The organism is Planomonospora algeriensis (genome assembly GCF_977012225.1).
In genome coordinates this window covers 1-1,960 of sequence record NZ_CDRNDK010000758.1, presented here as the reverse complement: position 1 = coordinate 1,960, position 1,960 = coordinate 1, and the positions used below count along the sequence as shown (strand labels likewise).

Here is a 1,960-nt window from a genome sequence, read left to right as displayed (position 1 = left end):
GGCGGGCAGGGGGGATCGGCGGGGCGGCCGCCGGGGGTGATCAGGGTGCTGGTCGCCGACGACGAGCCGCTGATCACGGCCGGGATCCGCACCGTGCTGGAGTCGGCGGGCGACATCGAGGTCGTCGCGGAGGCGGGTGACGGCAGGGCGGCCGTGGAGGAGGCGCTCCGGCACCGCGTCGACGTGGCGCTGGTCGACATCGACATGCCGGTGCTGGACGGGCTGAGCGCGATCGGGGAACTGCGCCGGAGCCTGCCGGGGCTGCGGACCGTGGTGCTCACCGCCTTCGGCGCCGAGCCGAACGTGCTGCGCGCGCTGCAGAACGGCACGTCCGGGTTCGTGCTGAAGAACTGCACCCCGGAGGAGCTGATCCACGCGGTCCGCGCGGCGCATCGCGGCGACGCCTACCTCTCCCCGGCGGTGACCCGGATGGTGCTGGGCATGGTCACGCCGGTGGAGGCCGAGCGCCGCAGGGAGGCGGCCGAGCGGCTGACGGCGCTGGCGCCCCGCGAGGCGGAGGTTCTCGGCCTGGTCGCCGAGGGCCTGTCCAACGCGGAGATCGGCCTGCGGCTGAACATGAGCGAGGCGACCATCAAGACCTATGTGAGCCGCGTCCTGACCAAGCTCGGCTGCGCCAACCGGGTCCAGGCCGCCCTGCTCGCCCGCGACGCCGGTCCCTGAGCCGCTTCACCGGAGTGTCGGGAGGGCGGAGCCGTGAGGTCGGGTCGTGATGCAGGGACGGAGGCCGGAACATGTGCGGATCTCCGCCCGGTCGTTATGGTGCCCTCTGATCTGTCGCGTATAGGATTATATCCGGCTTTTTCGGGTCGATAGTCCGATACGCCTTGTCGCCGCGGGAGCGGTGTGCCCGTTCCGCCTCCGGCCTCTGGAAGACATCGGTGACCTTCGACCACACCCGCTGGGCCTGTTACACCGGCTACGTCACCCAGGCGATCGTGAACAACCTGGCGCCTCTGCTGTTCATCGTGTTCCAGGACCGCTACCAGGTGCCCTATGAGATGCTCGGCCGCCTGGTCCTGCTGAACTTCGCGACCCAGCTCGTCACCGACCTGGTCGCGGTCAAGGTGGTGGACCGCACGGGTTACCGCGTGCCGTTGGTCCTGGCGCACGTGTTCGCCGTGGCGGGACTGGTCCTCCTGGCTGTCGCGCCGTCCGCGGCCTCGCCGTACCCGGGGCTGGCCCTGGCGGTCGTGGTGTACGGCATCGGCGGCGGGCTCCTGGAGGTTCTGGTCAGCCCGGTCGTGGACGCGCTGCCCGCCCCGCGGCGGGGGAAGGCCGCCGCGATGAGCCTGCTGCACTCGTTCTACTGCTGGGGCCAGGTCGCCGTCGTCCTGGTGACGACGCTGCTGCTGGCGGGGATCGGGGACTCGTCGTGGCAGGTCCTGCCGCTGCTGTGGGCGGTGGTCCCGCTGGCCAACCTGGTGCTGTTCCTGCGGGTGCCGCTGCCGGCGACGGTCGCGGAGGAGCACCGGACCCCGCTCGTGACGCTGCTGCGGACCCCCGCCTTCGCGGCGGCGCTGGTGATGATGCTCTGCGCGGGCGCCGCCGAGCTGACCATGTCGCAGTGGTCGTCGCTCTTCGCCGAGCAGGGGCTGGGCGTCTCCAAGGTCTGGGGCGATCTCGCCGGTCCGTGCCTGTTCGCGGTGCTCATGGGGATCGGCCGGATCGGCTACGGCCTGTGGGGCGAGCGGATCCGCCTGCCCTGGGCGATGCTCGCCTGCGGGTCGCTGGCGGCCGTCTGCTACCTGGTGGCCGCGCTCGCCGCGCGCCCGCGCTCAGTCTCGCCGGGTGCGCGCTGTGCGGGCTGGCGGTCAGCCTGCTGTGGCCGGGGACGTTCAGCCTCGCGTCGGCGCGTTTCCCCTTCGGCGGCGCCGCGATGTTCGGCGTCCTCGCGGTGTTCGGCGACGCGGGCGCGCGGTGGGACCGTGGCTGGCGGGGG

General features: G+C 72.4%; 2 protein-coding genes. Both read left to right on the top strand.

Features of this window, described 5'->3' with window-relative positions; translation table 11 throughout:
- Window positions 1-681, top strand: a 681-nt coding sequence (locus ACWJ6R_RS35450; protein ID WP_449066399.1) for a response regulator transcription factor, incomplete at its 5' end; no start/stop codon positions are given.
- A gap of 218 nt (window positions 682-899) precedes the next feature.
- Window positions 900-1,960: MFS transporter (locus ACWJ6R_RS35445; protein WP_449066398.1), on the top strand; the 1,061-nt coding region annotated here is incomplete at its 3' end.